Annotated in this window: 21 protein-coding genes; 12 read left to right on the plus strand and 9 right to left on the minus strand. The window is 69.1% G+C overall.

The annotated features are described in order from the left end of the window. Positions 1–6 precede the first annotated feature (6 nt). From AC1DYP_RS22180 to AC1DYP_RS22205, 6 genes are all read right to left on the minus strand, one after another. Positions 7–2,085, minus strand: coding sequence for a hypothetical protein (locus AC1DYP_RS22180; RefSeq protein WP_477048160.1), 2,079 nt, complete (start codon positions 2,083–2,085; stop codon positions 7–9). 1 nt (position 2,086) lies between these two features. After that, complete coding sequence (locus AC1DYP_RS22185) at positions 2,087–4,636, minus strand: TonB-dependent receptor (RefSeq protein ID WP_477048161.1); 2,550 nt, start codon at positions 4,634–4,636, stop codon at positions 2,087–2,089. 280 nt (positions 4,637–4,916) lie between these two features. Next, the gene (treF, locus tag AC1DYP_RS22190; protein WP_477048162.1) at positions 4,917–6,503 is read right to left on the minus strand and encodes an alpha,alpha-trehalase TreF; all 1,587 of its coding nucleotides are present in this window, start codon (positions 6,501–6,503) and stop codon (positions 4,917–4,919) included. A gap of 141 nt (positions 6,504–6,644) precedes the next feature. Then, positions 6,645–9,227 (minus strand): TonB-dependent receptor, encoded by a 2,583-nt coding sequence (locus tag AC1DYP_RS22195; protein ID WP_477048163.1) that lies wholly within the window; start codon positions 9,225–9,227, stop codon positions 6,645–6,647. Positions 9,228–9,283: 56 nt separating this feature from the next. Then, positions 9,284–10,363, minus strand: a complete 1,080-nt coding sequence (locus tag AC1DYP_RS22200; RefSeq protein ID WP_477048164.1) for a FecR family protein — start codon at positions 10,361–10,363, stop codon at positions 9,284–9,286. After that, a complete protein-coding gene (locus AC1DYP_RS22205; protein ID WP_477035264.1) occupies positions 10,360–10,881 on the minus strand; it encodes an RNA polymerase sigma factor in 522 nt (173 codons plus the stop codon). Before AC1DYP_RS22205 ends, AC1DYP_RS22200 begins: the two co-directional genes overlap by 4 nt. Positions 10,882–11,288: 407 nt before the next feature. Between AC1DYP_RS22205 and AC1DYP_RS22210 the strand changes: the two genes are divergently transcribed. The 7 genes from AC1DYP_RS22210 to AC1DYP_RS22240 are packed head-to-tail and all read left to right on the plus strand — an operon-like array spanning position 11,289 to position 17,640. Further along, on the plus strand, positions 11,289–12,368 hold the full coding sequence (locus tag AC1DYP_RS22210; protein WP_477048165.1) for a DegT/DnrJ/EryC1/StrS family aminotransferase: 1,080 nt from the start codon (positions 11,289–11,291) through the stop codon (positions 12,366–12,368). After that, on the plus strand, positions 12,369–13,130 hold the full coding sequence (locus AC1DYP_RS22215; protein WP_477048166.1) for an SDR family NAD(P)-dependent oxidoreductase: 762 nt from the start codon (positions 12,369–12,371) through the stop codon (positions 13,128–13,130). Further along, complete coding sequence (locus AC1DYP_RS22220; RefSeq protein WP_477048167.1) at positions 13,127–14,179, plus strand: aspartate aminotransferase family protein; 1,053 nt, start codon at positions 13,127–13,129, stop codon at positions 14,177–14,179. The genes AC1DYP_RS22215 and AC1DYP_RS22220 overlap by 4 nt, the downstream gene beginning before the upstream one ends. Continuing rightward, a complete protein-coding gene (locus AC1DYP_RS22225; RefSeq protein ID WP_477048168.1) occupies positions 14,176–15,081 on the plus strand; it encodes a hypothetical protein in 906 nt (301 codons plus the stop codon). The genes AC1DYP_RS22220 and AC1DYP_RS22225 overlap by 4 nt, the downstream gene beginning before the upstream one ends. Further along, positions 15,078–15,638 (plus strand): GNAT family N-acetyltransferase, encoded by a 561-nt coding sequence (locus tag AC1DYP_RS22230; protein WP_477048169.1) that lies wholly within the window; start codon positions 15,078–15,080, stop codon positions 15,636–15,638. Before AC1DYP_RS22225 ends, AC1DYP_RS22230 begins: the two co-directional genes overlap by 4 nt. A gap of 8 nt (positions 15,639–15,646) precedes the next feature. Further along, the gene (locus AC1DYP_RS22235) at positions 15,647–16,576 is read left to right on the plus strand and encodes a hypothetical protein (protein WP_477048170.1); all 930 of its coding nucleotides are present in this window, start codon (positions 15,647–15,649) and stop codon (positions 16,574–16,576) included. Beyond that, a complete protein-coding gene (locus AC1DYP_RS22240; RefSeq protein WP_477048171.1) occupies positions 16,573–17,640 on the plus strand; it encodes a class I SAM-dependent methyltransferase in 1,068 nt (355 codons plus the stop codon). Before AC1DYP_RS22235 ends, AC1DYP_RS22240 begins: the two co-directional genes overlap by 4 nt. 23 nt (positions 17,641–17,663) lie before the next feature. On the opposite strand, the gene AC1DYP_RS22245 is transcribed toward AC1DYP_RS22240, so the two are convergent. Genes AC1DYP_RS22245 through AC1DYP_RS22255 form a run of 3 tightly spaced genes read right to left on the minus strand, consistent with a single transcriptional unit; the run spans position 17,664 to position 21,164 of the window. Then, positions 17,664–18,698 (minus strand): class I SAM-dependent methyltransferase, encoded by a 1,035-nt coding sequence (locus AC1DYP_RS22245; RefSeq protein WP_477048172.1) that lies wholly within the window; start codon positions 18,696–18,698, stop codon positions 17,664–17,666. Positions 18,699–18,708: 10 nt separating this feature from the next. Beyond that, positions 18,709–19,452 carry a hypothetical protein gene (locus AC1DYP_RS22250; RefSeq protein ID WP_477048173.1) on the minus strand — a complete coding sequence of 248 codons (744 nt, stop codon included), beginning with the start codon at positions 19,450–19,452 and terminating at the stop codon, positions 18,709–18,711. Continuing rightward, positions 19,449–21,164: an O-linked N-acetylglucosamine transferase, SPINDLY family protein gene (locus tag AC1DYP_RS22255; protein ID WP_477048174.1), complete on the minus strand. Its 1,716-nt coding sequence runs from the start codon at positions 21,162–21,164 to the stop codon at positions 19,449–19,451. The genes AC1DYP_RS22250 and AC1DYP_RS22255 overlap by 4 nt, the downstream gene beginning before the upstream one ends. A 389-nt stretch (positions 21,165–21,553) precedes the next feature. On the opposite strand from AC1DYP_RS22255, the gene AC1DYP_RS22260 reads away from it, so the two are divergent. The 5 genes from AC1DYP_RS22260 to AC1DYP_RS22280 form a co-directional block, all read left to right on the plus strand. Further along, a complete protein-coding gene (locus AC1DYP_RS22260; protein WP_477048175.1) occupies positions 21,554–22,390 on the plus strand; it encodes a hypothetical protein in 837 nt (278 codons plus the stop codon). Between the two features lie 589 nt (positions 22,391–22,979). Next, positions 22,980–23,663 carry a carboxypeptidase-like regulatory domain-containing protein gene (locus AC1DYP_RS22265; RefSeq protein ID WP_477035276.1) on the plus strand — a complete coding sequence of 228 codons (684 nt, stop codon included), beginning with the start codon at positions 22,980–22,982 and terminating at the stop codon, positions 23,661–23,663. A gap of 1 nt (position 23,664) precedes the next feature. Then, entirely contained in the window at positions 23,665–24,888 is a 1,224-nt protein-coding gene (locus AC1DYP_RS22270) for a phage tail sheath family protein (RefSeq protein WP_477048176.1), read from the plus strand. Positions 24,889–24,913: 25 nt separating this feature from the next. Continuing rightward, positions 24,914–25,381, plus strand: a complete 468-nt coding sequence (locus AC1DYP_RS22275) for a phage tail protein (protein WP_477035278.1) — start codon at positions 24,914–24,916, stop codon at positions 25,379–25,381. A 3-nt stretch (positions 25,382–25,384) separates the two neighbouring features. Next, on the plus strand, positions 25,385–25,801 hold a 417-nt coding region (locus tag AC1DYP_RS22280; RefSeq protein ID WP_477048177.1), incomplete at its 3' end, for a hypothetical protein.

Here is a 25,801-nt window from a genome sequence, read left to right on the forward strand (position 1 = left end):
GCTGGGCTATCGGCGACAACCGGTCCATTCGGGCGTCGCCGCGAACGCCCTTGTCGGGGCCTTGGCCGTCGGCGATCGGGGTGGGCGCACCGCCAGATAGACGGTGCTCCACAACTGCGCGGCGTTCGACTCGTCGACATCGGCCTTGCCGGCGCCGAACGGCACGATCTGGTAGCGGCCGTCGCGGAAAGCCCAGGACCAGAGCTCCGAACTCTGGACCGAGCGGGCCGCCCCGATCGCGCGCCACAGGTCGGCCTGGGCGGCCGCCAGCCTCGCGCGCACCGGCGCGGGCAGATCGCAGCGGGCCAGCTGCCGCTCCAGGCCGGCGGCCAGCAGCGCCTGGTGCCAGGACCAGACCACGGCTCCGTGATAGGCGGCCGGGGTGAAGCGCGCCTGGACCTCGCGGCCGGCGAAGGCGGGGTTGGCGACGACCAGGCCGATGTCGGTCATCAAGCCCGCCGGGAAGGGGCGGGTGATCGCGGTGACATAGGTGTCGAGATCCGCCGCCGAGGGACGGCCGAACAGAAGCTCGAAGCCCTCGTCCGAATTGACGATCGGCGCGGGCGTGCCCGTCGAGTCCAGCGAGATGGCGTGGAACACCAGGGGCCGCCGGCCGAGGGAACGCAGGGCGGGGCCGGCGGGAACGCCGAGGCTGTCGGCGTAGGACCGGATCGACGCGGCCGCTTCGGCGTTCGGCCGCTCGACCTGGAACAGCGGCGCGGCCTTGGCGCGCCAGACCTTGGCCATGCGCCCCGCGTCGGCGAACAGCGCGCGGTCCTCGGCCGAAAGGTAGGGGTCCAGCAGGCCGGCGCGGAACAGGCGGTCGGCCGCCTCGATCGCCGCCGGGGCGAGAGCGGCGTTGACGTCGTAGGGATAGACCCCGCCGCCGAGTCCGTCCTCGCTGTCGCGCCACTCGCCGGTCTTCCGGTCGGGCTTGATGGCGATTAGCGTGCGGACGGACGGGGCGGCGGCGAAGCCTCGGCCTTGGCCCAGGACGAAGCGCAGGTTGTCCACCAGCATGGCGCCGGCCGGATCGCGGACTCCGGGCCGGCCCTCGCTCTTCAACGGCTGGGCCAGCCAGGTCCGGGCCCGCGTCCGCCCAGGCCCCAGCAGGTAGTCGGCCGCGACGACGCCCAGCATGTAGTCGTCGTCGATCATCCCGTAGTCCAGCTCGGCCGCGTCGCCGTCGCGTCCGGCCTTGCGGTTCTGGACGATGGCGAACTCGCCGACGCCTTCCTCGTGGGCGACCTCGCCGTCGGGCGACAGCCGGGCCAGCACCGAATTGAGGCCCGCCTCGACGGCCGCCGGCTGCAGGGCGGGCATCAGCAGTCGCAGCGACATCAGGGTGTCGCGGCCGAAATAGGTGTTGAACCGCCAGGACCCCGCCAGGAACTTTTCGCGATAGCTGAGGAAGGCCAGGGCGTTGCGCGCGCCCGGATCGGCGGCCGCCTGGGCGTTGAGCAACTGGCCGGTAGGGATCGGCGTCAGAGGGGCGTCGCCGGTCAGGGCCGTGATCTCCAGCGCGATCCGCCCGTCCGCCCCCGCGACCATGACGCCCCGGTCGATGCGCCCGCCGACGACCCGGACGGTCAGTTCGTAGCCGGGCGCGCCGCCCAGCCGCGCGCGGCGCCAGGTGATCGTGTCGCCGTCGATCCTGGGCTCGGCCGCGACCTCGGGCGGAAAGCGACCCACCGACTGGTAGTCCCGCAGGAAACGCACGTTGGAGAGCACCGCCTGCTTGGCGACCAGCCGGGGCGTATCGATGCTGGCGGCGGCCACGACGCCGCTGAGCGCGCCGCGCCGGACGGGCTGGGGCGGGCGGTCCAGCCTCCACGTGGCGGGTCGCGCGATGGGCTCGAACCACACGCCCACCCCGCTGTTGCCGGCGGGAAAGGCGACGAGGATGCGCGGATCGGCGCCGTTGCGCAGCAGCAGGTGCGCGGCCACCGCGCCGTCGCGGACGAAGGCGTTGAGGTTCTGCCCCTCGGTCAGCCGATAGGCCACGTCCGGCCTGGCGAAGGCCGGGCCCGAGATCGCCAGCGCCAGCAGAACGCCGGCGGCGGTCCTTCCTAGCGCGCTGATCATCCTAGAAGCGCATCGTCAGCGAACCGCCATAGGTCCTGCCCACGATGCCGCGGGCGTAGAAGTAGCCGGAGGACGCGTTCTGGGTCTGACCCTGGCGCGGATTGCCCTCGGTCAGGCCGATCTCGTCGAAGATGTTGTCGACGTTGAAATTGACCTGAAGATTGTCCTTCAGATTGTAGGTGACGCCCGCGCTGGTCACGCCATAAGACGGCAGGGCCACGCCGTTGCCGGAGTCCGCGTAGACCTTGCCGACGTACTTGTAGCGGGCATAGATCTCGCCCTTGCCGTTGGGCAGCTTGATCACCGGCATGATCGTGTAGAGCCGCGCCGGCGTCCGTTCCGGGCGATTGCCGTCATAGGTCGGCTGCGGCACGCCGTTCAGGGTCAGGTTGTTGAGGGTCGGATCCTGGATCACGCCCGAGACATTGACCGAGAACCATTCGACGGGCCGCACGACGGCGTCCACCTCCACCCCCTTCGTCCTGAGATCGGCCAGGAAGCTGGTCTGCTGCGTGGGGTCGGACGGGTCGATGAAGTTGTAGAACTGGTTGTCGAAATTGGTCCGGAACACCGTCGCCGAACCGCTGAAGACCCGGCCGTACTCGAAGCGCACGCCCGCCTCGTACAGCTCGATCTTGGTGATCGGATCGGTGTTGTTGGTCTGGAAGCCGTTGGCGTAGCGGCCGTAGACCGAGAAGTGCGGGGTGAACAGGTAGCTGGCCCCGATCGTCCAGGCGACCTTGTCCTGCGTCCGGCGGGTCTCGGTGTAGGTGCCGTCGAAGGTCGAGCCCACGGTGCGCACGACGCCGATCACGCCCGGCTGCACCGGCTGGTTGACGGCGGCGGCGTTGCCCTCGAGGTACCGCGCCTTGTCGCTTTCCCAGCGCACGCCGCCGTCGATGTGGATCTTCTCGCCGATCGCCAGCTCGTCGTTGGCGTACAGCGACACCGACTTGTCCGTGCGCCGGCGCATGCCCGCGCCCCAGTCGCCGTAGGACACCAGTCCGTTGTCGCTCAGCACGCCGATGACCTGGTTGTTCGCGTCGAGCGAGACGATGTCATAGATGTCGCTGTTGGTGCGCACGTCGTTGACCACGGTCGCCACAGCCGACTGGTTCTGGCGGCGGCTGACGTCGTAGTACTGGACGCCGCCGGTCAGCGAGTTCTTGAACCCGTCGCCCTGGTATTCCCAACGCGCGCCGATGTTGGCGCCGAAGTCGTGGCCCGACTGGTAGTCGTGGTTGAGCGTCGTCTCCTGCAGGAAGCCGTTGCCGTTCAGGGCGTTCAGGGTCGCGACGTCGTTCGACGGGATGACCACGCCGGTGCGCAGGTTCTTGGCGCCGAAGCGCACGGTGGCCGGATAGGCGGCCAGGCCCGCGGTGAGCAGGTTGTTGATCGGCGAGGCCGCGCCGGGCGTCAGATAGTTCACCGCACTGGTCAGGCCCGCATTGCCCGTGCCCGAGCCCGGGAAGATGCCGTTGAAGTCGTCCTTCAGGTCCAGATAGCGGGCCCGGGCGAAGATCTCGAGGCTGTCGCTGAGCGGCCTTTCGAAGTCGACGCGCAACTGCTTGGTCTTGACCCGCACGCCCTGGCTGAGCCGGAAATCCCGGAACCCGTCGCTCTCGACGAAGGTCGAGACCGGAACGGAGATGCGATTGAAGGCGTCGCCGCCGATGTTGCCGAACTGGGTGTCCAGCCCGGGGATGCCGCCGGGCTCGCCGTTGCTGTAGGCGTAGGGCTGGTCGGCGTAATAGGCGTTCTTCATGTCGCCGATCTTGCCGGTGACGCGCAGATAGCCCCCCTCGTCGAAGCGGTATTCCAGCATCGCCTTGAGGCGATAGCCCTCATAGTCGAACGGGTTGTCGCGCACGCCCGGGCTGCTCTGGACATAGCCGCCGACATTGAACGCGAGATTGTTGGCGATCGGCGCCGAGTAGTAGAAGTCGCCGCGCTTGAGGCCGTAATTATAGCCCGTGAGCCGCACGATCCCTTCGGGTTTGTCGAAGCTCGGCTTGCGCGAGATGAAGTTGATCGTCGCGCCGGCCCCGTTGACGGTCAGGATGCCCGAGGTGCCGCCCTTCACCGCCTCGAGCCGGTCGATGGTCACGTCCTCGGAGAAGAAGAAGTCCGCGCCGCCGCCCTGGTAGATGACCGGAAGGCCGTCTTCCTGCAGCTGGATGAAGCGCTGGCCGCCGCCTTGCAGGCCGCGCACCGAATAGTTGTTCGAGACCTCGCCCGCGGTGCCTTCGACGAAGATGCCGGGCACCAGCTCCAGCAGGTCGGCGGTCGAGCGCGGCGCCTTGCGTTCGATGTCGGCGCGGCTCGCCAGGGTGATGTCCGCCGAGGCCGTGATCAGCGGGCGGTTGCGCGAGGTCAGGCCCGTGACGATGACCTCGCTGACGGCGGTTTGCCCGTCGCTCGTGTCGGAGGCCTGCGCCGGGGGCGCGTTGACCGTGGGCGGCGGCGTCGACGCCGTCTGGGCCCAGGCTGGAACGGCGAAGCAACTGCAACCGGCCAGCAACAGGGCACGAAGGGTTTGGCGCCGATACATGCACTCCTCCCCAAGCAACTGAACTTCCGCTTTGATCAGCGGTTTCTCGGTGGCGACGTCGGCGCGCTCGCAGGCGCGCGGCCGCGGTCGGTCGCGATCGTCCAAAAGCGCTCGGGAGCTAAGCGTATTCGGTCGAAGAGGGTTGCATGGATTCAGAGCGCGGAACGCGGCGACCTCTTCCCCGCGAATGCAAAGACAATTTCAGGAAAAGTTGCCTGGAGCGAACAGCTTCCGATAGGCGAATTATCGGTCGATGAGCGAGTGGCGATAGCCCGACCCCTTACGGAGAGGGATAGAGGTCCAGAAGCGCCCGCGTCACGCCGTTGGTCCAGCCGAAGCCGTCCTGCAACGGGTACTCGCCGCCGCCCCCGGCCTTGGCCTCCTCGACGTCGTACTTCTCCAGCATCTTGCCGCTGGCGCGGTATTCGCGGTCGACGGTGGCCAACCAGCGCCGGCCGATCTCCTCGGCCAGGGCCTCCTCGCCGTAGCGGCGCAGGCCCGAGACGGCGATCCACTGCAGCGGGGCCCAGCCATTGGGCGTGTCCCACTGCTGACTGGTCGCGACGGTGGTGGTGCGCAGCCCGCCAGGGGCCAGCAGCAGGGCGCGTGTCGCGGCCGCCACGGCTCTGGCCTGGTCCGGGCTCGCGGCCCCGACGAACAGCGGATAGAGGGTCGCGGCGCTGGGGTGGTCCAGCCGCGTCCGATCGCGCCACTGGTAGTCGAGATATAGGCCGCGCGGGGCGTCCCAGAGGTAGGCGTCCATCGCCGCCTGGCGGGCCTTGGCGCGACCGCTGAACTCGGCGACGCAGGGGGCGTCCGTCAGCTCGGCGCAGCCCTGGGCGATCGCCGTCTCGAGGCCGTACATCAGCGCGTTGAGGTCGACGGGAATGATCGCGGTGGTCTGGATGGTCTTCAGGCTCCTGCCGTCGGCCATCCAGCGCGAGCTGTAGTCCCAGCCGCTCTCGGCGCCCGAGCGTAGATCGCGGAACACCTCGCCGGCCGGACGGTTCGTGACCTCGCGGGCGGTCAGCACGTCTTCGCGATAGGACTCGTCGCGCGGCGTGGTCCGGTCGTCGGCGTAGCGGTTGAGCACCGCCCCGTTGGGCAAGGCCACCACGCGACGGTGGGCCTGGCCAGGCGCCAGGGCCTTCTCGCCGTCCATCCAGAAGGCGTGCTCCCGACGCATCAGGTCCAGGCGCTGCTTGAACCGCGCCTTGTCCGTCTTGTCAGCCAGACCGACCATGGCGAAGTAGAACGGCGGCTGCGAGCGGCTGAGATAGTAGGTGCGCGTGCCGTTGGGGATGTGGCCGTAGCGGTCGATCAGCCCGCCGAAATCGTCGACCATGTTCTCGACGGCGTCCTGCCGGCCGTCGGCGGCCAGGCCCAGCATCGTGAAATAGCTGTCCCAGTAGTACATCTCGCGGAAGCGCCCGCCGGGCACCACGAACGGCTTGTCCAGGGCCAGGGCGCTGTCGCCTGGGACGGCCTTGACCGGCGGCCGGGTCAGCACCGGCCACAAGGCGGCGACGTGGGCCTTCAGCGTGGTGCGGTCCTTGGACTGCGGGGGCGGGGGCGCGGCTTCCGGCACGTCGAAGTTGGTCCGCACGAACCGCTTCAGCTCGGCGTCGCTGAAGGCGGCGTGGGCGCGGTAGGCGGCCAGGATCTGCTCGGGCGGGCGCCTGGGCTTGGCGTCGACGAAGGTCTTCCCGTCCGGGAACAGCTTGCGCATCTGCACCTGGTGGAACAGCTCGGCATAGGTGTCGGCGGGGGAGGGGACCTCGCTGGCCTTGGAGGGCGCGGTCTGGGCGAAGGCTGGGGCGGACAGGGCGAGCCAGATGGCGGAGGCGAGCAGGGGGCGGTGCTTCACGACGGGTCCTCCACATGTCCGCTCATCCGGCGTTCGCGGAATGAGCGGCTTCAGAAATCGCTCGAACTCAAGAACGGGAAAAGCGCGGATCGGGTCCGAGGCCATGCGGGCCCCGGCGGATCCCGACCGGACTGGGACCGGTCAGAAGTTGTAGCCGACGCTGACCTTGAACGACCGGCCCAGGATCGGGCGGGCGTTGGCCCCGCTGGTCGAGCGCGGGTCGCCCTCGGTCAGGCCGTGGCTGTCGGTGAGGTTGTCGGCCGAGACCTGGACGGTGAAGTCGGCGACGTCGAAGATCGCGCCCAGATCGATCTTGGTGTAGCCCTTCAGCACCTGGGTGTTGGCGTTGTCGGCGAAGCGGTCGTCCACCGCGCTGACCGTGCCGTAGAAGGTCGACTCCACCGAGCCCAGGGTCACGTCGTAGCTGGGGGTGAAGCGGATCATCCAGTCGGGCTGGCGCTGGGCGCTGTTGCCCTTGTTGGCCGGGATCGACGACTTGGTGATCTCGGTCTTCTGCCAAGTGCCGTTCAGGGCCAGGGACAGCCCGAAGTCCGAGCGCCAGCGGCCGTCCAGTTCGACGCCGTGGGCCTTGTTGCTGTTGCTCTCCTGGATGCCGCCGACGTCGGCGAACTTGGCGCCCTTGAACTCGTTGGCGAAGCCGGTGGCGTAGAGCTCGAACGGCCCGCTGCGCAGCTTGTAGCCCAGCTCGTACTGGTCGACCGACAGGGTGTCGGTCAGGCCTTCGCGGAAGTTGTCGAAGCTGGGGAATTTGTAGCCGCGCGAATAGCGGCCGAACACGCCCGACACGCTGTTGATGTCGTAGTTCACCCCGACCGTGTAGCTGGTCTTGCTGTTGCTGTAGTCGGTGGTGCGCAGGGCCAGGCCGTCGGGGAAACCGGGACCGTCGTCGACCACGTAGTCGGTCTGGAACCGCTCGCGGCGCACGCCCAGGTCGACGCGCAGGGGATCGGACACCTGCCAGGAGTCGGCCAGGTACAGCGCGTCCACCCGTCCGTCGCCGGCCGAGGTCAGGCCGAACTTGAAGCAGCTGGAGGTGCTGCCGGCCGTGGCCAGGTCGGCGCAGGCGACCGGGGCGGCCAGGTAGTCGCCGTTGGCCTTGACCTGCATCGGTTCGACATTGCCGATCGTCCAGAAGTCGTCGGACTTGAAGCTGGAGGCGTAGTAGCCGGCCGACAGCTGGTGGGTCCCGACCGTCTTGCCGATCGACAGGTCGTTGGTCACGGCCTTGATCTTCTTCTCGACGATCCAGGCGCCCCAGTTCTGGACGTAGTCGTTGGCGCCCAGGGTCGCGCCGCCGCGCGTGGTGATCGCGCCCGGCACGACCGTATTGAGCGAGGCCACCGTGATCGCCGCGCCGTCCGGCACCAGGCCGTAGGTGTTGGCGTCGCCGTCGGTCAGGCTGAAGCGGTCGCGCACCGTCCAGCCGTCGCCGAACTCGTGCTCGAACCCGCCGCCGACGATGTAGCCCTTGAAGCCGCGGCCGTCGGCCAGGTCGAAGTTCCGGGTCGTCCCGGCGGCGTTGATCTGCAGGGTGTGGAAGCGGCTGGCCTGGCCGATCTGGGTGTAAGTCCCCTTGTCGACGCCGGGCACGTTGATCGCGAACGGTAGGTACCAGGCGCCGTGATCGTCTGTGTAGCGGGCGTACAGGTTGATCTTCCCGTGCTCCATCCGCTTGGTGATGTTGACGGTGAACTGCTGGCCGACCTCGCTGTCGAACTGGGTGTCGCGCACGCCCGGCGAGGTGGTCGCGTAGCCGCCGACCATGAAATAGAGGTCGTCGGCCAGCTTGCCGCTGAGCAGACCGTCGATGCGGCGCAGGTCGTAGTCGGAGGTCGAGAGCTTGATCAGGCCATGGGTCTCCTCGCCGCCTTCCTTGAGCTGGAAGTTGGTGGTCAGACCCGGCTGACCGTTGGAGAAGATCGGGTTGGGGCCGCCGCGCAGGGCCTCCATCCGCGAGATCGTCTCGTCGACCCGGAAGATCGAGCTGTTCTCCAGGAACGACAGGGTCGAGGGCGGATAGATCGGCGAGCCCTGCAGCTGGATGGTCAGGAACTCGGCGTCGCCGGTGGCGGGGAAGCCGCGCACGAAGACGTTGGCGCCGGCCACGCCGCCCGAGGTCTCGACCCAGACGCCGGGCACCAGGGTCAGCAGTTCGGCGGTGCTCTTGGGCGAAGCCTTGGTGATGTCGTCGGCGTTGACGGTGGTGACCGCGAAGCTGGCGGCCAGCTTGTCGATGCCCTTGCCGCCGGGGGTGCCGACCACGATCACCTCCTCGACCTGGGCCGGGGTTTCGGGTTCGGGCTCGACGGCCGTGGCGGGCGCGGCCTGGCTCTGGGCGCTGGTGGCGACCAGCAGGGTCTTGGCGCGGATGGCGTAGACGCCGCTGGCGGTGGGCTGGGCGCTGAGGCCCGTGCCGTTCAGCAGGCGCTTGAGGCCGGCCTCGGCGGTGTAGGCGCCGGTCAGGGCCGGAGCGCGCTTGCCACGCACGCTGGCCTCGTCAAACGCCAACTGCTGGCCGGAAGCCTGGCCGAAGGCGCGCAGGGCGCTGCTCAGGTCCTGGGCGGGAATGTCGAAGCTGTAGGCGGCCCCTCTCGTCTGCTGGGCATGGACGGCCGCGGGGGCGGCTAGCAGCATCAGGGCCGCGGCGGCGGTGGAGCCCCCAATCAGGCGATGGCCCAGGCGACGGTCGAACGATCTGCGCATTGTCTTCCCTCCCTATGCGCCGACGTTGATTGCGGCGCTTTGGAAAGTGAGACGCCTCAGCTCGTCGAAGACACACCGGCCGGCGCGGAATTTTTTTGTCCGCGGTCGATTTTCAGCACGGTCACGCCATTGGCCGCAACCGCGTGGACCGGCAGCACGGCCGTCACCCCGTCGACGAAGGCGCCGGTGTCGCCCGAGGTGAACACCCCGCTGATCCGCAGCTGGGCGACGCCGGGATCGCCGATCTTCAGCTTGTCGCGGGCGTAGCGGTTCACCCGCTCGACGGCCAGGTCCATGGGCTCGTCCTGGAAGACCAGTTGGCCGTTTTCCCAGGCCTTGGCGCGGACCGGATCCAGCTGGCTGACGACGGTGGCGTTGGTCTTGGTGGAGGTCACCAGCTCGTGGTCGGGGGTCAGCAGTCGGTCGGCGGGCGCGCCGCCGATCCTGACCGGCACGGCCGTGTCGGCGCGGCCGGTCTTGTCGTCCAGCACCGCCACATGGCCCTCGTACAGCACCACGCGCATCTGGCCGGTCAGGCGCTCGACGCTGAACACCGTGCCGGTGGCCACCACCAGCTTGTCGCCGGCCGCCACCGAGAACGGGCGCAGCGGGTCCTTGGCGACCGAGAACTTGGCCCGGCCGCTGTCCAGCCACAGCCGGCGGCGGCCGCGCTCGTACTTGACCTTCAGCACCGTGGCGCTGTCGAGCGAGGCGCGCGAGCCGTCGGCCAGCTCGACGATCCGCCGCTCGCCCTCGGTGGTGCGGTAGACGTCGGGCAGGCCGGCGCGCCAGGCGAACCCGGCTCCGACGGCGACGACCAGGCAGGCGGCCAGGGCGGTCCAGATCGCCGGGCGCCGGCCCGGGCGGGCCCAGCGACCGTGCTGGGCGCGGCGCAGGTCTTCCAGCGCCTCGCGACGAAGCGCGATCATGCCGGGGCTGGCGGCCTGTTCCTCGACGGCGCGCCAGGCGGTGACGGCGTCGTCCAGCAGGCCGCGATGGGCCTCGTCGGCGTCGAACCAGGCTTGCAGCCGAGCCTGCTCGACTTGGGTCAGTTCGTCGTCGGCCAGGCGCACGCACCACAGGGCGGCCTGCTCGCGGGCGGCGTCCAGCCGCTCTTCGGAAGACAGGACGGTCATTCGCCGGCCCTCACGCGTCGGGTCAGATGGGTCATGGCCTTGAAGATGTGCTTCTGCACCGCGCTGACGGAGACGCCGTACAGGGCGGCGAGTTCGGATTGCTTCATGCCTTCCAGACGGAACAGAAGAAAGATGGCGCGGGTGCGGTCGGGCAGTTCGCGCAGGGCGTCCGACACCTCGCCCAGGCTTTCGCGGCCCAGCAGCACGCGGGCCGGATCCAGCGGCTCGAGGTCCACCGCGCCGGCATGGACGCTGGCGCGGTAGTTGGCCCGCACACGCTCGCGCCGGCCCCGGTCGCGCAGCAGGTTGGCGGCCATCTGGAAGATGTAGGCGTCGGCGTTGTCCATTTCGCCGGCCCCTCGTGGACCGGATTGGGCCGTGGCCAGCTTGGCGAACAGCTCCTGGGTCATGTCCTCGGCGTCGCTGTGGCTGGCGGCGCGACGCATGAAGAACGCCATCAACGCGGGTCGATAGCGTCGGTCCAGTCTATTGAGGTCTGGTTCGATGGCTGGTCGCACGATTCCGCCCAATGGGCGTGAGCCCGGGTTCTAGCGTTTTGTCTCACCGTGCATGACGCACGACAACGGCGAACCCACAGCGGGCCGCGACGACTTTTCTATCGGGCCGCGGCGCGGCCATTTGTCCCAACGGCGAGGGGCTTCAGCGCTGATGGCGGCTTAAGACGGAGAATATCATAGATAATTCAATCTATTATCGGGTGACTTTCGGGGGCGACGATCCAGGGCCGCCGCCGACGCGCCCGCGCCCGTGGTCCGAAGCCTTGGCCGGTCCGGCAACGCGGCGCCGGCCCCTAACGCGCCGTTAACCATGTGATGGTGCTCTGGCCGGGACGTCGGGAGGAACTGTTTTGTTAGTTCAGAGAGCAAGGACGAATGCGGAGCCGACGGTTCTGGCGACCGTGCCGGTGGCCCGTCCCCGTCTGCCGTCGGCCGAGACGATTTTCCCGTATTTGAAACGAATCGACGCCGCGCGTTGGTACTCCAACTTCGGACCCCTGCTGACCGAGTTCGAAGCCCGCCTCGCCGCGCGCTTCCCGGCCGGAGCCGAGGTGGTGACGATCGCCAACGCCACCCAGGCCCTGACCCTGACGCTGAGCGCCATGGACCTGACGCCGGGCGGCTATGTCGCCATTCCGGCCTGGACCTTCGTGGCCACCGCCCATGCGGTGATGCAGGCGGGTCTTCGGCCATGGTTCGTCGATGTCGACCCCGACAGCTGGATGATGCGGCCCGAAGCGATCGCCGACCTGCCGACCGCCGTGCGCGAGCAACTCGTCGCGGCGATCCCGGTCTGCGCCTTCGGCAGCCTCGGCGACTTGGCGGCCTGGCGCGCCTTCCGCGACGAGACCGGCGTCCCGGTGCTCCTGGACGCTGCCGCCGCCTTCGACGCCCTGCGCGACGCCGACCTGCCCGCCGTCGTCAGCCTGCACGCCACCAAGGCGCTGGGCCTGGGCGAGGGCGGCTTCCTGGTCACCGACGACGCGGACCTGGCCCTACGCGTGCGCCGGCTGTCCACTTTCGGCTTCCACGGCAGCCGCGAGAGCCAGGTTCCGGCCACCAACGCCAAGCTTTCCGAGTACGCCGGGGCCGTGGGCCTCGCCGCGCTCGATTGCTGGGAGACCGATCGCCTGCAGTTCGCCCGCGCCGCCCAGCACCTGCGCATCAGCCTGATCGACCAGCCGCAGGTCCGCTTCCAGCCCGGCTGGGGTTCGGAATGGGTGACCAGCGTCTGCAACGTCCGCCTGCCGGACGGCTCGGCCGCCGCTGTCGCCGCGGCGCTGGAGGCCGAAGGCGTGGGGACCCGCCAGTGGTGGGGACGAGGCTGCCACATCAGTCCGGCCTTCGCCGACTGCGGCCGCGGCGACCTCAGCCAGACCGACCGTCTGGGCGGCTCGGTCCTGGGCCTGCCCTTCGCCATCGATCTCGGCGTGCCCGAGATCCGCCGCATCGCCGCCGCCTTGGGCCGCGCCCTGGCCGCCGCCTAGATGTCGAGTCTGGCGGGCCGCACCATTCTGATCACCGGCGCCGCCGGCGACGTGGGCCAGGCCTGCGCCGATCTGTTCCTTCGACGCGGCGCCCGGGTGGTCATGAGCGACCGCGTCCCGCCGCCGGCCGACTTCCTGGCTCGGCCGGACGTCGAGTTCCAGGCCGCCGACGTCACCGACCGCGCGGCCGTGGAAGCGGCGTTGCGCGGCGCCCTGGACCGCTTTGGCCGCATCGACGCGGCGGTGCTGGCCGCGGGCGTCGAAGGTCCCGTCGCTCCGATCGAGGACATCGACGACGACGCCTTCGACCAGGTCATGGCGGTCAATGTGAAGGGCTGTCTCAACTGGATGCAGGCCTGCCTGCGGGTGATGAAGCCGCAGGGCGCGGGCAGCATCGTGGCCCTGTCGTCGATTTCCGGCGTGGTCGGCGGTCCGTTCCTCGGCGCTTACACGGCCAGCAAGCACGCGGTGATCGGCCTGGTGCGCTCGGCGGCCCTGGAGGCCGGACCCCACGGGGTGCGGGTCAACGCCGTGTGCCCGGGACCGATCGCCTCGAACATGATGCGCCGGCTCGATGCGGCGCTTTCGGCCCGCGACCCGGCCCGGGCGGCCGGACGTCCGGACGCGGCTAAGTCGCTGCCGCTGCAGAAGTACGTTTCGGTCGAGGAAGTGGCCCAGATGGCCGCCTTCCTGTGCGGCGACGAGTCCGGATCCTGTCACGGGGGAACCTATCTCGTCGACGGCGGGTACACCGCCCGGTGACCGCCGCCGGCGCGCCAACCGGACCGCTTCCCCGGCCGGTCGGCGGGTTCTTCGAGCGTCACCCTCCTGACGCGGCGGTTGGCGAGCCTAGCCTGCTCGTCGCCTGGACCGGGGGGCGTCCCTACAGCGCCTTCGTCAACGCCCGCTCGGCCTTCTCGGCCCTGACGCGGACCTGGCCGACGGTCACGATCTGGCTGCCCGCCTTCGTCTGCGGCGACCTGCTGGACCCGACCCTGGCGGCGCGCACGCGGTTCTATCCGGTGCTGGACGGCTTCAAGCCTGATCTGACGGCGATCGAAGCCGAGGCCCAGCCCGGCGACGTGGTCGTGTTCGTCGCCCATTTCGGCCTGCCGTTCGGGCCCGAGACGCGAGCCTTCGCCGCCCTGCGGCCCGACCTGCGGATCGTGGAGGACCGCGCCCAGGCCCTGAACGCCGGACCGCCGATCCCCGGCACCTGGCTGCTGTTCAGCCCCCGCAAGCTGCTGGGCGTGGCCGACGGCGGACTGCTGGTCGCGCCGGACGCGCAGACCCGTGGACCCCAGCCGACGACGGCGGCAGACGCGGCCGCCCTCTGGCGCGCGCCGCTCTTGCGGGCGGACGATCCGGAAGGCCGCGCTAACGCCGCCTGGCATGCGGCCAACCAGTCCAAGGAAGGGGCCATGGCGGTGTGCGACCAGGCCATGACCCGCCGGAGCCTGGCGATCCTGGCCGACGTCGCCCTGGCCGACCTGGCCGAGCCGCGCCGCGCCAACTGGGCCGTCCTCGACCGTCGCCTTCGGGCCTGGTCGGCGTTGCCCGCCGATCCGGGCGCGCCGCCGCTCGGCTATGTCCTGCGCCTGGAGCCCGAGCCACGCGACCGGCTGCTGACCGGCCTGCACGCCCACCGGGTGTTCGCCGCCGTGCACTGGCCCCGGATCGCCGCCCCGCCCGCTGACTTTCCGCGCGAAGCCGCCTGGACCCGCGAACTTATCACCCTGCCCTGCGACCACCGCTACGACGCGGCGGCTATGGAGCGAATCGCCGATCTGGCGAACGATCTCCTGCGATGACCCATCCCTATGCCCGCGCCGACTATGCCGCCGCTCTCGGCCATATCGGGCGGCCCGTCGCCGTGCCCGAATGGGACGCGTGGGTCCTGGCGCGCGCCACGCCTTGCGGAACGCGGGAGGACGCGGTCGGCGTCTATCCGGTCACCGTGATCTCGGACGAAGCCGACCTGGCCGCCGGACTGGCGCGACTGAAGGCGGCGGGTCTGGTTTCGGTGGTGCTGGTGGCGGAAGATCGGCTGGGCCCGCCGTCGGCGGCGCTGGAAGCGGCCTTCGACATGGCGCGGCCGTTCAAGTCCCATCAGATCCTCGACCGGGACCTTGGTCCGCTCGCCTACGGCAAGCACCATCGCTACGAGATCAAGCGCGCGCTGGGTCGGGTCGTTGCCTCGCAGATCGCCCTGGCCGACCACCTGCCGGCCTGGAAGGCGCTCTATGGCGAGCTGGCCGCCCGCCACGGCCTGGGCGGCGCCCACGTCTTTCCGCCGGAGCACCACGCCCTGCTGGCCGTCCTGCCGGGGGTGCGGACCTTCGCGGCCTTCATCGACGACCGGATGGTGTCGGCCCACGTGTTCGTCACCCACCAGGACCATGCGATGAGCCACCTGGCGGCGTCGGCGGCCGAAGGCTACGCCGCCGGAGCGGCCTACGCCGTCAACGACCTGGCGGTGCAAACCCTGGTCGACTGCCGGGTGATCAATTTCGGCGGCGGTGCCGGCATGAACGACAATCCCGAGGACGGGCTGGTGCGGTTCAAGAGGGGGTTCGCCAACACGGTCGCGCCCGCGCGGCTGTGCGGCGCGGTGCTCGACGCCGAAGCGTATCAGGCGCTCAGCATCGACACTGTGGACAGCGGCTTCTTCCCCGCCTACCGGGGACCGCGCAAGGTGGAGCAGGGCCAATGAACATCAAGGGTAAGATCGTCACGCTGCGCGCCATCGAGGCGGCGGACCTGCCGACCCTGCACCGGTGGGGCAACGATCCCGACCTTTGGTCCATGCTCGGCGGCTGGCACTTTCCCACCTCGCTGCGTCAGACGGAGCAGTGGTTCGAGCGTCTGGCCGGCGATCCCCTGAACCAGCGTTTCGCGATCGAGGTTCCGGGCGACGGGCTGGTCGGCACGGCCAACGTCGTGGACATCGACTGGAAGAACAAGAACGCCTTCCACGGCATGATGATCGGCGACCCGAACATGCGGGGCCGCGGCGTCGGCGTGGACGTGATCATGGCCACCATGCGCTATGCCTTCGACGAACTGGGCCTGCGTCGCCTGGACGGCTCGATGATCGCCTATAACGAGGCCTCGACCGGGGTCTATTGCGGCAAGTGCGGCTGGAAGGAAGAGGGCCGTCAGCGCGACTGGTACTTCCGCGGCGGCCGGTTCTGGGACCGCATCATGGTGGGCGTGACCAGCGACGACTATCGGGCCCTGCTGGCCGCCAAAGACTATTGGCAAGGGTGAGCGGTCCGATGGGCTGGAAGCAACTCGGCGCGATCTTCGTCCCCAGCGGCGTGTTCGACTGGTCCAAGACCCACGCCCAGGCGCCGGCCGCCCTGGTGATGGGCGACCGTATCCGCGTCTACTACGGCACGCGCGACGCCGACAACCGCAGCCGCACCAGCTTCTTCGACTGCGACCGCGCCGACCCCACCCGGGTGCTGTACGTCCACGACCAGCCCGTCCTGGGTCTCGGTAGGCCCGGGACCCATGACGAGGACGGGGCGATCGGCAGCCAGGCGATGATGGTCGGCGACGAGATGTGGCTCTACTACGGCGGCGTCAGCCGCGGCGGCAACGTGCCCTACCGGATGTCGGTGGGGCTGGCGCGCAGCCGCGATGGGGGGCTGACCTTCGAGCGCGCCTTCGAGGGGCCGGTCGTCGACCGCACCCCGCACGAGCCCTACATGACCATGGCCCCCAACATCCTGATCGAGAACGGGATCTGGACCATGTGGTACGGTTCGGGCACCGGCTGGGTCGAGATCGACGGCAAGTTCGAGCCGACCTACCAGATCAAGCTGGCCCGCTCGGACGACGGCCTGGTCTGGCGGCAGCTCAACCACGCCTGCATTCCCAAGCTGGACCCGCTGGAGGCCAACACGCGGCCGTCGGTGGTGCGGACGGCCGACGGCTACGAGATGTGGTTCTCGTATCGCAACAGCATCGGCTACCGCGACGGGGCGGGTTCGTACCGGATCGGCTACGCCACCTCGACCGACGGCGAGACCTGGGTCCGCCAGCCCGATCCGGAAGGCCTCAAGCCGGCCGCCGAGGGCTGGAACAGCGCCACCATGTCCTATCCCGCCGTCGTGATCGCCGACGGCCGCAAAATCATGTTCCACAATGGCGACGGCTTCGGCCAGACCGGCGTCGGCTGTTCCGTCCTGGAGGACGCATGACCATCCTCGTCTTCCCCTCGGCCCTCGAGGCCGCGGCCCGGTTCGCCCGCGAAGCCCGCCAGTGGGGCCGTCGCGTCGTCGGCGCCTCGTCGCTGGACGTGGACCCCAACGCAGGGGCGTTCGACGCCTGGGGGCGGCTGCCGTTCATCGGCGCGCCCGACTTCTTCGAGGCCCTGCGGGCGCTGGTCGCCCGCGAGGGGATCACCGACCTCTTCACGCCGCACGCCGCCACCTTCCACCTGTTCGAGCAGGCCTTGCCCGAGCGCCTGCCGGGCCTGCGGTTGATGGGGCCGGGGCCGTTCAAGCGCCAGATGGACCGGGTGAGCGCGGCCTTGGCCGACGGCCGCGCGGGGCTGGAGACCATCGCATCCATCGCCGGGCGGCCCTCGTCCCTGCCGGCCGAATTGGTCGGCGGGATCCTGGCCCAGGCCGAGACCATCCATGGCGAATGCTCGCGCGAGAAGATCCTGGCGATCTGCGGCGTCGTGCCCCTGGCCCCCAAGGGCGACATCGTCGAGATCGGGGCCCTGTTCGGCAAGAGCAGCTATGTGTTCAACCGCGTGGGCGCCTATTGCGGCGTGGGCGCGACCCTGTGCGTCGACCCCTGGGACCTGGGCCTTTCGGTGCAGACCGACGCCCCGGTGCTGATCCAGGAAGCGTCCGGCGGCTGGGACTGGGAGCAGGTCCGCACCGGCTTCCTGCTGGCCATGCTGGCCTGCACGGCGGGCGACTTCAACTATCTGCGCATGACCTCGGTCGACGCCCACAAGCGCTATGTCGAGACGCGCACGGCCACCTCGCCGGAGTTCGGGTCGACGGCCTTGACCGGGTCGATCGCCGTCCTGCACCTGGACGGCAACCACGACGAGGCCGCCGTGGCCGAGGACTTCGCCCTCTGGGGTCCGCTGGTGGCGCCGGGCGGCTGGGTGATCTTCGACGACTATCACTGGCCGCACGGCGACGGTCCGCGCAAGGTCGCCGACCGGGCCATCGCCGCCTACGGGTCACGGGTCCAGCGCCACTTCGTGGCCGGCGGCGCGATGTTCGTACACCTCGCGGCGTAAAGCCCCGTCCGCCCCTTCGAGGGTCAGCCGGCCTTGGTGGCCGTGCAGATGTAGTAGAACTGGTAGACCTGCGAGACGCGCACGTCGGTCAGGCTGGCGGGCAGGCTCTCCACCGGGCAGCGGTGGATGACGTTGTGGCTCGACAGCACCTTGTGGAAGTAGGCGCGGTCCAGGGGCGTGGCCCCGTCGCTGATCTGCTCGTCGAGGAACAGCAGCACGCCGCCGGGCTTGGCCACGCGGGCCATCTCGGCGATGGCCTTGACCGGATCGGTCAGGCCGTTCACCGCGCCGTAGCTCGTCACCACGTCGAAGCGGTCGTCCTGGAACGGCAGCTCCATGGCGTCGCCCAGCACCAGGTCGACCGCCACGCCCGCCTTGCTCATCATCTCGCTGCCCTGCTTGAGCATGGTCTCGGACAGGTCGATGGCCGTGTAGTCGGCGTCCAGCGACATCCAGCCGTGCTTGTAGAGCGAGTTGCAGGAGCCGGTGGACACGTCCAGCACCTGCAGCCGGCGACCGGCCGTGCGCAGCGGCGCCAGCACCCGCTCGTGGACGGCGGCGAATGACTCCGGCGGCGTATAGGGGCGGCGCGACAGCGACAGCCAGACCGGGGCGGCGGTCCACAGCAGGTGCAGCAGATAGCTTTGCCGGCTGAGGAGCAGTCCCGCCAGCACCAGCGGAACGGCCAGGACCAAAGCCGTCAGCAACGCGCCGGACGCCAGGGCCGCGATCAGCCCGACCACGAGGAACACCAGGCCGAGGATCGTCACCCCGTAGGCGATCCAGTAGGGCCAGGACAGGGCCAGCGGCCGCACCGGCATGACGATGGCCGGCATGGTGATCTGATAGAGGCGCCCGAACAGCCCGTCGTAGAAGGTGTCGCGCAGCTTGCGGTCCTGGGCTCCCAGCCGATCCTCGGCATAGAGCTTGGGCATGCCGTAGACGCAGGCGTAGTCCTGGCCGCAGGTCGTGCACTGCCATCGGGTGACGCTGGTCACGAAATCGGCCCCGGCGCAGGACGGGCAGCGGTACTTGCTGGCTTTAATCTCGGTCGTCATCGAAGCCGCCTTACCCGCGTGGATCGAAATAGGCGAAGGTCGCCACCCAGCGACCCGCCTCGCTGTCCCAGTCGAACTTGTCCCTGAGATCGGACTGGCTGACCCAGTGGTGATGGTCATAGCGCCAGATGCAGATGTCGCCGGCGTCCTGATGCGTCTCGAGATCGATCACCTCGCCCTCGATCTCGAAACAGGTGCCGCCGTTGCGGAAGTCCTTCCCGCGCTGCGACAGCGACGTGATGAAGCCCAGCTGCTGGGGCATCAGGTTGTGCCAGTGGCGCGCGAAGAAGCCGCCGCCGGCCGGGTACTGGATCAACTGCGGATGGACATACGGCCCCGAGGCCGGGATCTCGAAGTCGACGCCGGCCCCGGTCAGGGCGTTGTAGAGGCCGCGCAGGGGCTCGAACAGCGCGCGCAGCTTGGCTTCCAGCGCCGACGGCGCGAGGGAAAGGTCGTTGAAATTGTAGTCGTGGAAGACGTGCGGCGCCTGTTGCAGGCGCGAGATCATGCAGCGGCGACGATGATAGTTGCCGGCGAAGTCGTCGACCTCGGCCAGCGGCGTCTCGCGCCCCCAGGCGGCCACCGCCGCGCGCAGCTCGGCGACCTGGTCGTAGGGGAAGACCCGCTTGAGCATGAGCAGCTGGCCCCGGTCCATGACCCGGTCGACGATCTCGGTGTGCTCCATGCGCGGGACGATGACCCCGTCGCGCAGGTCGCATTCGACCTCGATGACCCGTTCCGACCCCGCGCTCATTTCGCCGCCAGCCAGCGATCGAACATCTGCCGGAACGTCGCCTCGAGATTGCGGGTGAAGCCGACCTCGTCGCAGTAGGGCGAATTGTCGAAACCCGGCCGCACCTTGGCGCGCAGGGCGTTCAGGGCCTCATGGTCCGCGGTGAGAGACAGGGCCCGGCCCACATAGTCGTCCCAACCGTCGGCGATCAATTCGGACAGGCCGCAGGGCTGGACCACCGGCACGCCGATGCGGCCGTACAGGTCCTCGCCCACCTGGGTGAGCAGCGGCACGCCGTTGGCCAGGGCGTCGCACGAGGTGGTGCCGCCGGGGCAGGGCGAAGGATCCAGAGCCAGGTCGATGTCCTGGAATTCGCGGCAATAGTCGACGCCGGTCGTGCGGCCGCGGAACTCCAGCTGCTCGGGCCGCGCGCCGTAGGCGACGAAGCGGGCCTGGGTCACGCGCTGCAAGACCGGATCGACGAAGGTGCCATACTTCAGAACCAGGCGATCGTTGGGCCGCTGGCTGAGGATCACCGCCCAGGCGGCGATGGTGATCTCGCTCAGCTTGGCGGGATTGTTGAACGAACCGAAGGTGACATAGCCGTTCTTCAGGGCCGGAGTCGGGACCGGGTCCAGCCGATCCGCCGACGGGCGACTGGGGGCCACGATCGGGCCGATCGGCCAGATCTCCTCGGTGTAGTACCGCTCCGATCCCGGCACCGCCATGCTGTCGGCATGGAGGATGTAGTCCATGCAGGCCATGCCGGTCGTCTGGACGAAGTTGATCCAGGCGACCTGGACGGGCGCCGGGCGGTAGGCGAAGACGCCCAGGCGGCTGCCGGCGGTGTGGCCCCAGACGTCGATCAGGATGTCGATCCTGTCCTTGCGGATCAGGGCGGCGACGTCGGCGTCGGCCATCTGCCCCAGGCCGCGCACCTTGCAGCCCAGCGGCAGCGCGCCTTCGCCGGCGGGGTCGGCGCAGTAGAGAAACACCTCCACGGCGGCCTGGTCATGCGCGTCCAGCACGGGCAGCAGGAACTGGGCCACCTGGTTGCGGGTGAAGCTGGGGCCGACATAGCCGATCCGCAATCTGCGGCCGGGGTTGCGGTCGTTCTCGAAGCGCGGCTCGGCCGGCGTCAGGTGGGCCGCGTACTGGTCGGCCCAGCGTCGCGCCTCGTCCGCCACCCGCTGCATCCGGTCGGGGGCGTGGAACAGCGCGTACAGGAGGAACTCGTGGATCACCGAACTGACGAACGAGTCGGTGGCGACCTGGAAGACGTTGATCGCTTCGTCCGTGCGGCCCTGGTGAAGCAGGGCAAGTCCGTAGGAGGCGATGTGCTGGCTGGAGAGCCGATCGAAGTCGAGGCTGCGGCCCAGGGCCAGGCTCGCCGCGCCCATCTGCTGCTGCTCGTAGAGAGCCAGCCCCACGGCGCCGCAATAGGCCTTGTCGGTCCGGAAGCGTTGGGTGTCGACGCCCAAGCCGCGCAGCAGCGACGTCGCGTGCAGGTCGCGCGCTTCGTCGAGAAAAGGCCGCGCCGAGGCGCCTTGGCCGGCCGCCACCAGGGCGCTGTAGAGCCAGTACCGGCTTTCGTGATCGGCCGGCTGCGCCTTGGCGACGGCTAGAAAAGCCTCCGCCGCCGCGGTCGCGTCGCCGGCTTCCAGCGCCGCGCGTCCGGCGGCGATGAGGTCTGCTCCGACGGCGCCGGCGGGGGCGACAGGCTCGGCTAGCATCCGGCGGTCCTCTCGAATCATAGTTAACGCAGAGTAGACCGCGCCCGCGTTAACGCGGGCTTACGATGCGCTTTCCACCGCTCCGCGCGCCCATCGACAGCGGCCGAGGCGGCTCGCCGGGGTCCGGAGAAATCCCGTATGGACGGATCGCCAAGGTCTGTTAAGCTCTACCTATAGGTTCAGCTTTCTCGTCATTCTCCAAATGCGCGCAAGCTTGGCCGTGGGCTAGGCTCCATCTGGAGATCGCGCGCTGGGCGACAGCGTTTCGCGCCCGGCGAGAGTGCGGAACGGCGTTCGCCTCCTATCCGCCCGGCGTCGTCGCCGGTGTCAGTGCGCCCCGAGGTTTTCCGGGGGAGTTCCGCGTCCATCTGGATTCTCGAGGAGGGACCATGAGCGCTTATCGCGGTTTCATCGTGCTGGGGGCAGGGGTCGTCCTGGTCCTGCTGCCGTTCCTGATCTTCGTCGCCGCCGGCTGGCCGGGCAGTCCCGACAGCTGCATGGCCACGACGCCCAACACATGCTTCTGCGAGGCGTTCAACGTCGGCGACGTGACGTCGCACGCAAACGGCGTCCGACAGCCGGTCAACACCTGGTTCAACCTCTATTCGATCCTGACCGCCGCCCTGGTGGCCCTGATGCTCTATCTGGATCGCAAGGACGGCGCGCGCGGCGAGAACGTCATGCGGTCCGACAACTTCATCGCCGACCTATATGTCTTCGCGGTGCTGTTCTTGGGCCTGGGCAGCATGTGGTTCCACGCCTCGATCATCGGCTGGGCGGGCAACTTCGACGGGCTGTCGATGTACATCTACGCGGCGTTCCTGGTGTTCTACACCCTGCGGCGGATCGTCCCCGCCGACTGGGTGTTCTGGGTCTTCTATCCGATCACGGTCGTGGTCTTCGTGATCCTCCACGCCCTTTGGCAGTGGGAGTTCAAGTCGCTGATCCTGATCATCGCCCTGGTGGCCGCCTACCTGGCGCTCGAGATCTGGGCCTGCGTGCGAGAGGGCAAGCCCTGGCAGGGGCGGTGGAACACCATCCTGCTCTGGTGGCTGGCCGTGGGCTGCATCATCGCCGCGACCATCTTCTGGGCGCTGTCGCAGACCGGCGGGCCGATGTGCGATCCGAACGCCTTCTTCCAGCCGCACGGCATGCTCTGGCATCCGTTGGCCGGGGCCATGGCGGTGTTGCTCTTCTTCTACTGGCGAGAGGAGAACCGGGGCTGACGAGCGGTTCGCGGCCGGCGGTCGCGGCCTCTCGTCGGGGCTGAATCCGGCATGGCGTGGCGGCGGTCTCCGTCGCGCGGGACTGCCCGCCCTTGGCCTTCGGAAGCTCGTGGAGGGCGTGGCGCTCGGTCCGTCGACGCTGGTCCGGAGCTGGGTGGCGGTTGAGCGGCCGCCGAGGCTCTCACGGCGTCGAAGCCTTGGCTTTGACGGCGTTGACCTGCAACTATTACGTTTATTTCTAGTTTAGCGATTATGAGGTATTTCGTTCGCTATTATAAATAGAGTTTGGCGGTAATATAGTTACCTGTCGATATATGATCGCATATTGTCGAACCTAATCGCTCTGTGCGTAGTAATTTTATAGCTGTCTATGGCAAAAAGTGCCAAGTATTCGGTGATCAGTTCACATTGTGTATTTTCGATAAGCCCGAGATTGGCGCGTAGGTACCATGGGAATTCGCGTACATGAATCTCGATGACGTGGAAAATCATATTCGGAAAACGATGAAATCTGAGCTTTTCATTTGTTAAAATTCGGACTTAGTATGGTTGGACGTCTTTGGGTTGTACCCGGGGGAGCGATCAGAAAATGGCTGAAGGGCTGGAGGAAACGACGCGCGAATTGATCGGTTGGACCCAAGAGGTCCTGCCGGGCCGCGCCGTGGTCGCCCGGTCCCTGAGCGATCGCGACTGCGGTGAAGGGGTCGACCTTCGCCTGATCGGCCTGGCCCCCCACGCGGCCCCCCGCGCGGCCTCGCCGCCGCTGATCCTGACGGTCGACTACCTGCTCACCGTCCGCGCCGCCGACCCGATCGTCGAACAGACGGGCGCCGTGCGCCTGCTGTTCGCGGCGATGGAGCACGACGAGACCGAGGTGGTCCTGGATCGTGACGCGCTGAAGCTCTGCGCCGATCTCAGCCTGCCGCCGGGACCGGGCTTCGTGCTGCGGACCATGGTCTCGATCGCCCGGAGCCGCCCTGCCGAGCGGGCGGGGCTGGTTCGTTTCCCGCTCAACATCGTGTCGGGCGAGCTCGGCGTTCTGCAGGGCTCGGTCCTGGGCCCCGGCGACACCCCGGTGGCCGGCGCCGTGGTGCGCCTAGAGGGCCTCGATCGCTCCGCCCAGACCGACGCCTTCGGCCGCTTTCGCCTCCACGGTCCCGTGGGCGGCAAGGGCCGGCCTGTCCGCCTCAATGTCCGGGCCCGTGGGGTCGAGATGGACAGCGAGGTCGAAACCGGAAGCCCCGTGATCCTTCGTTTACCGCTGGAGATTTGACATGCCGTCCTATTTGAGCCCCGGCGTTTACGTCGAGGAGATCGACTCTGGAACACGCCCGATCGAGGCGGTGGGCACTTCGGTGGCCGGGTTCGTGGGAACCGCGCCCAACCCCGACGCCCTCGTCGACGAGGCCATCGCGATCAACAACTGGAGCGAGTTCCGGCGACGCTATGTGCGCGACGGCGACAAGGGCACCGACCTGGCCAACGCCGTCTATGGCTTCTTCCTGAACGGCGGCTCGCGCTGCTACGTGGTCAACACCAAGGCCGACGGCGCGATCGCCGGCAAGGGCAGGGGGCTCGACGCCCTGGCGGCCATCGACGAGATCGCCATCATCGCCGCGCCGGGACGAACCGATGCGGCCGCGCATGGCGCCTTGCTGGACGCCGCGGAGTCGCTGAAGGACCGCGTGGCGATCCTGGACGGGCCACCCCGCGTGGATGACGTCGAGGTGCTGACCCGCGCCGCCGACGGCAGCGCCGCCCCGCCCACGACCCCGGCCGCCGACGGCGACACGACCGCGACGCCGGCCCGCGGCAAGGGGCCCAAGCCCGGCCTGCGCGCTCGGGACTCCGACGGCGGCTACGGCGCCTACTATTTCCCCTGGCTGAAGGGCCGCGACGCGATCGATCCGGACGCCCTGGCCCAGATCCCGCCCTCGGGCCACATGGCCGGCATCTACGCTCGCACCGACAGCGAGCGCGGCGTGCATAAGGCCCCGGCCAACGTCACGATCCGCGGCGCCGAAGGCCTGACCCAGATGCTGTCGCGGGCCGAGCAGGACGTGCTCAATCCGGTCGGCGTCAACTGCATCCGCTTCTTCACCCGCGAAGGCGTGCGGGTCTGGGGCGCCCGGACCCTGGCGCCCAGCGCCAGCAACTGGCGCTACCTGAACGTCCGCCGGCTGTTCAACATGATCGAGGAGTCGATCGCCATCAGCACGCGCTGGGTGGTGTTCGAGCCCAACGCCGGTCCGCTGTGGAAGGACATCCAGCGCGACGTCGGCGCCTTCCTGACCCTGTTGTGGCGTCAGGGCGCCCTGGCCGGGGCCCGGCCCGAGGACGCCTTCTTCGTCAAGTGCGACGCCGAGACCAACCCGCCCGAGGTGGTCGACGCCGGCCAAGTGGTGGTGGTCATCGGCATCGCGCCGGTGAAGCCCGCCGAGTTCGTCATCTTCCGCATCGGCCAGACGGCGGTCGGATCCACCGTCGAAACCGCCTGACCCCAAACCTTAGAGAGGATCCGTCATGGCCAAGCCAGAAGAAGCAGCGGCGGCGCCCAAGGTTGGCGCTCTGCCCGATGTCTATCGCAACTACAACTTCATGCTCTCGTCCCGCGAGATGGGCGATGTCCGGTTCACCGAGTGTTTCGGCCTGGGCGTGCGGATCCATCCGATCCGCTACCGCGAGTCCGGCAGCGGCCAGATCGTCCGCACCCTGCCCGGACCCGTCGAATACGCCGAGGTCACGCTGCGCTACGGCCTGACCAAGACGCCCGCGCTGTGGGACTGGCTCAAGGAGGTCCTGGCCGGCGGGACGCCCCGCCGCAACATCTCGATCGCGATGATGGACGTGAAGGGCACCGCCGAGGTCCTGCGCTGGAACCTCGACAACGCCTGGCCTTGTGAATGGAGCGGCGTGTCGTTCGACGCCCTCGGCCGCGAAGTGGCGATCGAGGAACTCAAGCTGTCGTTCGACACCCTGACCCGAGCCTAGACCATGGCCCTCCGCCGCCTGTTGTCGGGTTGGCTGATTGCCATGGCCGCCCTGGCCCGCTCGTTGGCCCAGGCCCTGGAGCGCGCCTCCGAGGATCGATCCGCGCCGACTCCGGACCCGGTCATGGCCGCCTTGGCCGACCGGTATCCGGGCGCGCCGGCCCACTGGCTGGCGCACGTGGCCGAACGGACGTCTCAATTGGCGGAGACGGGCGAGGCGCCGCTGTCCTTGAACAGTGATCCTGCGGCCTGGCCTCCGGCCCGGCTGGACGACATGCCCGCTCGGCCCCCCGCGACGGCGGCGGAGCCGGAACCGGCTTCGCACGATCCACGGCGTCCGGCGCCCCGCCGCGACACCGCCGTCCCGACCCTGGCCGCCCTGCGCGACCGGCCGTCCGAGGTCTGGCGGCGGCCGGACGTC

The sequence above is a fragment of the Caulobacter sp. P1_D6 genome (genome assembly GCF_056406095.1).